Source organism: Simplicispira sp. (assembly GCF_028687295.1).
In the GTDB taxonomy this organism is placed as follows: domain Bacteria; phylum Pseudomonadota; class Gammaproteobacteria; order Burkholderiales; family Burkholderiaceae_C; genus Simplicispira; species Simplicispira metamorpha.
Genome location: NZ_JAQUAL010000185.1, coordinates 1 through 5,679 on the forward strand (window position 1 = coordinate 1; position 5,679 = coordinate 5,679).

The window sequence follows — 5,679 nt, forward strand, 5'->3', positions numbered from 1 at the left end:
GCGCTGATCAGGCCAGCGCCGCCACGGTGCCTGCCGACGCACCCGCCCCAGCGCCCGCCGCAACCGCCGCGCCAGCCGCAGCTGCGCCCGCAGCGGCTCCGGCCCCTGTAGCACCCGCGCCGGTAGCTGCGCCTGCACAGGCTGCTGCCAACACCGGCACCATGCCGCGCGTGCAGCCCTATGTATTGCCCATAGTGCAGATGCAGGAGATTGCGCAAAGCTGCGGTTTGCAGTGGGTCAATTCCGATGCAGACAAAGTGGCCGCAGTACAGGCAGCCATTGCCGCAGAACCCCGCCCCGTGCATGTGCCGCGTCCACGGCCAGCGCCCGTCGTGATCGACGAAGGCCCGCTGGTGCTGGTGGAAACCCGCCGCGATCTGCGTGACCTGCAACTGCCGTTTGAGCAGCCGCCCCAGGCCTGAGGCCCGGCGCATCCCAGGGGCTGCGCGCTGCGCGCGCCCCTGAAACCATTCCCCACGCGCCGACCTGCTCACCCCGGGTCGGCGCTTCTTTTTGTGCCCTTTCGTCTGCACCCATGCCATGCTGATCCTGCTGTCTCCCGCCAAATCACTGGACTACGACACGCCTGTGCCCGCAGGGCTGGCCCACACCCTGCCGCGCTTTATTCCGCAATCGAGCCAACTCATAGCGCTGCTGCGCGAACAATCACCGCAAGAGGTCGCCTCGCTGATGAAAATCAGTGATGCGCTGGCGGCACTGAACGTAGCGCGCTACGCCAGCTGGACGCCGCAGTTCAGCGCCGACAACGCCCGCCAGGCCGTGCTGGCTTTCAATGGCGATGTGTACGAGGGCCTGGACGCACACACCCTCAGCCATGCAGATCTGGACTGGGCGCAAGCGCACCTGGCCATCCTCAGTGGCCTGTACGGCGTGCTGCGCCCGCTGGACTGGATGCAGCCCTACCGGCTGGAGATGGGCACGCGCGTGCGCACCAGTGCCGGCAGCTCGCTCTACCAGTTTTGGGGCGCGCAAATCGCGCAGTGCCTGAACCAGCAGCTGGCAGCAGCCAGCAGCAACGCGCCAGATATGCCAGCAGAGGCCCCTGCCACCGCGCCGGTCGTGCTCAACCTAGCATCGCAGGAGTACTTCAAAGCCGTTGATCGCAAAGCGCTACAGGCGCGCGTGGTGGAGTGCGTGTTTGAAGAATGGAAAGGCAGCCGCTACCAGATCGTCAGCTTTCATGCCAAGCGCGCGCGGGGCCTGATGGCACGCTACGCCATCCGCCAGCGCTGCACCCAACCAGAGCAGTTGCAGCACTTTGATGCCGAAGGCTACGCCTTTGACCGTGCCGCCTCCACACCCGATCGGCTGGTATTTAGGCGCCGCAACGATTGAATCAGGCACAAAATACGGCCATGACCCACAGCCACCACATCCCCACCACCCGTGGCGCTGGCGCAGTTGCTGCGGCGCCCGCCATCACCCCTGAACTGCGCGCCTGGATCATTGCCCAAGCCCAAGCCAACGTGGCTGCACCCGCCTTGCTGCAGTCCATGCAGGCAGCAGGCTGGGATGAAGACGTAGCCCTGACCGCCCTGCAAACCACCCTGCGTGAGCATCTGGACGAAGTGGCTGCGCAGCGCGGCATGCCGCCCGCTGTGCCCGTGCCCATGCCCGCCCTGCACGATTCACCCACGCGCCTGGCGGTCGCTGACCGCTCCATCGACGTGCTGCTGTCCATGGCCAACCCACGGCTGGCGGTGTTTGGCAACCTGCTCTCGGGCGATGAATGCGAGGCGCTGATTGCTGCTGCGCGCCCGCGCATGGCGCGCTCGCTCACCGTGGCCTCCAACAGCGCCACTGAAGAAGTCAATGACGACCGCACCAGCGACGGCATGTTCTTTGAGCGCGGCGAAATCCCCTTGGTGCAAGCCCTGGAAGAACGGATTGCGCAACTGCTGCACTGGCCTATTGAGAACGGCGAAGGTCTGCAAGTGCTGCGCTACCTGCCCGGCGCCCAGTACAAGCCGCACTACGACTATTTCGACCCCACAGAGCCCAGCACGACCCGCATCTTGCGCCGGGGTGGCCAGCGCGTAGCCACCTTGGTGATGTACCTCAACACACCAGCCCAGGGCGGGGGCACCACCTTCCCCGACGTTCACTTGGAAGTGGCCCCCCAGCGTGGCAACGCCGTGTTCTTCAGCTACGAACGTCCCCACCCCAGCACACGCACCCTGCATGGTGGTGCGCCCGTGCTGGCAGGCGAAAAGTGGGTGGCCACCAAGTGGCTGCGCGAACGAGAATTCACTTGAAGCGCTTTTCCTTCCTGCAAACCCCACCATGACAAACCACAAGAAAATGTCCCTGCGCACCAGGCTGCTGCTGCTGGTCGTACTCATCGTTCTAGCAGGCTACGCCATCACGCTGACAGTGCTGACCCGCCAGGCGGGCAACCTGCAACACAAGACAGCGCTGCAATACACCACCCAACTGGCCGCCAACGAAGGTGCCAAGGCCACCGCCAACATAGAGCAGGCACTGGACTCCGCGCGCACCCTGGCACACGCCCTGGGCAGCCTGAAAACCGCCGGTCTGACCGACCGGGCCAGCGCCGACGCCCTCCTCAAAGGCGTGCTGGCGGGCAACCCGGCTTTTCTGGGCGTCTGGACGGGCTGGGAACCCAACGCCTTCGACGGCAAAGACAGTGAATACGCCAACCAGCCCGGGCACGACGCCAGTGGCCGCTACGTTCCCTACTGGAACCGTGGCAGCGGCACCATCAGCGTCGAACCCCTGGTCGATTACGACAAGCCCGGCGCGGGCGACTTCTACCAGCTGGCCAAGGCCAGTGGCCAGGAGACCGTGCTGGAGCCCTACAGCTACACGGTGGCAGGCAAATCCGTACTGATGACCACCCTGGTCGCTCCCATCTTGATCGATGGCCGTTTTATGGGCGTGGCGGGCATTGACATGGCCCTGGCCAATTTGCAGCAAACCGTGGAAAAAATCCGCGTCTACGACACCGGCTACGCCAGCTTGCTGTCGAACAAAGGCATTTACGTGGGCGACCGCGATGCAGAAAACGTGGGCAAAGACCTGGGCGATGGCCTGGAGCAGGCCAAACAGGCCATCGCCCAGGGCAGCATCTTGCAGACCAATTTCTTCAACCAGCGCCTGGAGACCGACGTCACCCGGGTGTACGTTCCCATCCAGATCGGCATGACCAAGACGCCCTGGTCTTTTGCCGTCACCGTGCCCAACGACACCATCCTCAGCGAAGTGCAGCAACAGCGCCTGACCGCCATCGGGCTGGGGGTTTTGAGCATTCTGCTGGTCTCTCTGGGACTGGCTTTTGCGCTCGATCGCCTGGTGCTGCGGCCCATTGGGGGCGAGCCTGACGATGCTGCGGGCATCACTGCGCGGGTGGCACATGGCGACCTGAGCCAGCCCATTGCCGTGCGCCCCCAAGACACCACCAGCCTGATGGCGCAGTTGCAACACATGCAAAACAGCCTGGCCAGCGTGGTGGCCAATGTGCGCCAGGGCGCCGAGAGCGTGGCCACCGCCAGCGCCCAAATCTCCCAGGGCAACCACGATCTGTCCGGGCGCACCGAGAGCCAGGCCAGCGCGCTGGAGCAAACGGCCGCCTCCATGGAGCAACTGGGCAGCACCGTCACCCAGAACGCCGACAACGCACGCCACGCCAATGAGCTGGCGCGCAGTGCCTCCAGCGTGGCCGTCCAGGGCGGCGAAGCCGTGGCGCGGGTGATCGCCACCATGAAGGACATCAACGACAGCTCGCGCAAGATTGCCGACATCATCGGCGTGATCGACGGCATTGCCTTCCAGACCAACATCCTGGCGCTCAACGCCGCCGTAGAAGCCGCTCGCGCCGGGGAACAAGGCCGGGGCTTTGCCGTGGTAGCCGCCGAAGTGCGCAGCCTGGCCGGGCGCAGCGCCGAGGCCGCCAAAGAAATCAAGGCCCTGATTGGCGCCAGCGTGGGCCGTGTCGAGGTGGGTGCAACCCAGGTCGATCAGGCCGGCCAGACCATGACCGAGGTGGTGCAGGCCATCCAGCGGGTCACGGACATCATGGGCGACATCAGCGCGGCCAGTGCTGAGCAAAGCGCGGGCGTCGGGCAAATCGGTGAAGCCATCACGCAGATGGACCAGGTCACGCAGCAAAACGCGGCCCTGGTCGAAGAAATGGCCGCCGCCGCCACCAGCCTGCAAAACCAGGCCCAAGACCTGGTGCAAACCGTGGCCGTGTTCCAGCTCGGTGCAGGCACCGGCGCGGCGCGGGCCACCCCCACCGCAGCGCCACGGCCAGCACCCGCGCCCACCCCGGCGCGTGTGGCCATGCCCGCACCGCGCCCGGCACCAGCGCGCCCCATGCCGGTACGCAGCAGCACGGCACCCACCCTGGCCAACACCCCCGCCAAAGCCCCCCAAAGCCCCGGCAAGGACGACGACTGGGAAAGCTTCTAAGCCGCCCCAAAAATTATGATAAAAATGGCTGCAAGCGCTTACGCAGCAAGCGCTTGCAGCTATTAAATAAATAGCAAATCAACCTTCTTGTGCCATGACATCCCACACGCCCGAACAATCCCAGCTGGGCAAGGCATCGGCCTATGCCGACCAGTACGATGCCACCCTGCTCTTTCCGCTGGCGCGCGCGGGCAAGCGTGCCGAAATCGGCATCACCGCAGCGCCCGCATTTTTTGGTGCTGACCTGTGGACGGCTTTCGAGCTGTCGTGGCTGAACCTGCGTGGCAAGCCGCAGGTGGCGCTGGCGCACATCACCGTGCCCTGCGAAACCCCCAACATCATTGAGAGCAAATCCTTCAAGCTCTACCTCAACAGCTTCAACAACACGCGCTTTGCCGATGCTGCCGAAGTACAGGCGCGCATCCGTGCCGATGTGAGCGAAGCCGCCTGGCGCGGCGCAGCGCACCCAGCCACGGTGGGCGTGAAACTGCTGCTGCCCGACATGTTTGACCGCGAGCCGGTGCACGAACTCGATGGCCTGAACCTCGACCGGCTGGATGTGGAATGCACGCAGTACCAGCCCGCCCCCGAGCTGCTCACGGCGCAATTCAATGAAGCCCCGGTCAATGAGGTGCTGGTCAGCCACCTGCTCAAAAGCAATTGCCTGGTCACGGGCCAGCCCGACTGGGGCAGCGTGCAAATTGCCTACAGCGGCCCGCAGATCGACCAGGAAGGGCTGCTGCAATACATCGTGAGTTTTCGCAACCACAACGAATTCCATGAGCAGTGCGTGGAACGCATCTTCATGGACATCTGGACGCGCTGCAAACCCATCAAGCTGACGGTGTATGCGCGCTACACCCGGCGCGGTGGCCTGGACATCAACCCGCTGCGCACCAGCCACCCGCAGGCGCTGCCGCGCAACATCCGCACGGCCCGCCAGTAACGCGCGGGCACAACGCCGCGCCCGGCACAGCCGCACCTGGCCGGACTCAAGGCAGCCGGAAAACGGCCAGAGTGCGCCCCAAAACGGCAGCGTTGTGGCTCATGGCATTGGCCGATTGCGCCGAGGCATCGACCAAAGCAGCGTTCTGCTGCGTCACGCGGTCCAGGTCGATGACGGCCTCGTTGACCTGGGCAATGCCTTGCGACTGCTCGCGCGTGGCCATGCCGATCTGCCCCATCAGCGCATTGACGTGGGCCACCGACTGCACCACCTCTTCAATC

At 64.9% G+C, this 5,679-nt stretch carries 4 protein-coding genes and 2 pseudogenes; 5 read left to right on the forward strand and 1 reads right to left on the reverse strand.

Annotated features, from left to right (window positions below; translation table 11 throughout):
• The 5 genes and pseudogenes from PHX69_RS14970 to queF all read left to right on the forward strand — a co-directional run.
• Positions 1 to 422 (forward strand): annotated as a pseudogene (locus tag PHX69_RS14970) (Rne/Rng family ribonuclease); the annotation flags it as partial.
• Positions 423 to 540: 118 nt separating this feature from the next.
• Positions 541 to 1,356 carry a peroxide stress protein YaaA gene (gene yaaA, locus PHX69_RS14975; RefSeq protein WP_288044751.1) on the forward strand — a complete coding sequence of 272 codons (816 nt, stop codon included), beginning with the start codon at positions 541 to 543 and terminating at the stop codon, positions 1,354 to 1,356.
• Between the two features lie 20 nt (positions 1,357 to 1,376).
• The gene (locus PHX69_RS14980) at positions 1,377 to 2,276 is read left to right on the forward strand and encodes a 2OG-Fe(II) oxygenase (RefSeq protein ID WP_119012054.1); all 900 of its coding nucleotides are present in this window, start codon (positions 1,377 to 1,379) and stop codon (positions 2,274 to 2,276) included.
• 28 nt (positions 2,277 to 2,304) lie between these two features.
• On the forward strand, positions 2,305 to 4,452 hold the full coding sequence (locus PHX69_RS14985; RefSeq protein ID WP_288044753.1) for a methyl-accepting chemotaxis protein: 2,148 nt from the start codon (positions 2,305 to 2,307) through the stop codon (positions 4,450 to 4,452).
• A gap of 94 nt (positions 4,453 to 4,546) precedes the next feature.
• Entirely contained in the window at positions 4,547 to 5,398 is an 852-nt protein-coding gene (queF, locus tag PHX69_RS14990) for an NADPH-dependent 7-cyano-7-deazaguanine reductase QueF (RefSeq protein ID WP_288044755.1), read from the forward strand.
• Between the two features lie 46 nt (positions 5,399 to 5,444).
• Here the strand turns inward: queF and PHX69_RS14995 are convergent.
• Positions 5,445 to 5,679, reverse strand: a pseudogene (locus tag PHX69_RS14995) (chemotaxis protein); the annotation flags it as partial.

What these genes read in the sequence shown, in the direction of transcription:
- PHX69_RS14985 (WP_288044753.1), top strand. Translation starts at nt 2,305, where the DNA reads ATGACAAACCACAAGAAAATGTCCCTGCGCACCAGGCTGCTGCTGCTG.
- yaaA (WP_288044751.1), top strand. Translation starts at nt 541, where the DNA reads ATGCTGATCCTGCTGTCTCCCGCCAAATCACTGGACTACGACACGCCT.
- PHX69_RS14980 (WP_119012054.1), top strand. Translation starts at nt 1,377, where the DNA reads ATGACCCACAGCCACCACATCCCCACCACCCGTGGCGCTGGCGCAGTT.
- queF (WP_288044755.1), top strand. Translation starts at nt 4,547, where the DNA reads ATGACATCCCACACGCCCGAACAATCCCAGCTGGGCAAGGCATCGGCC.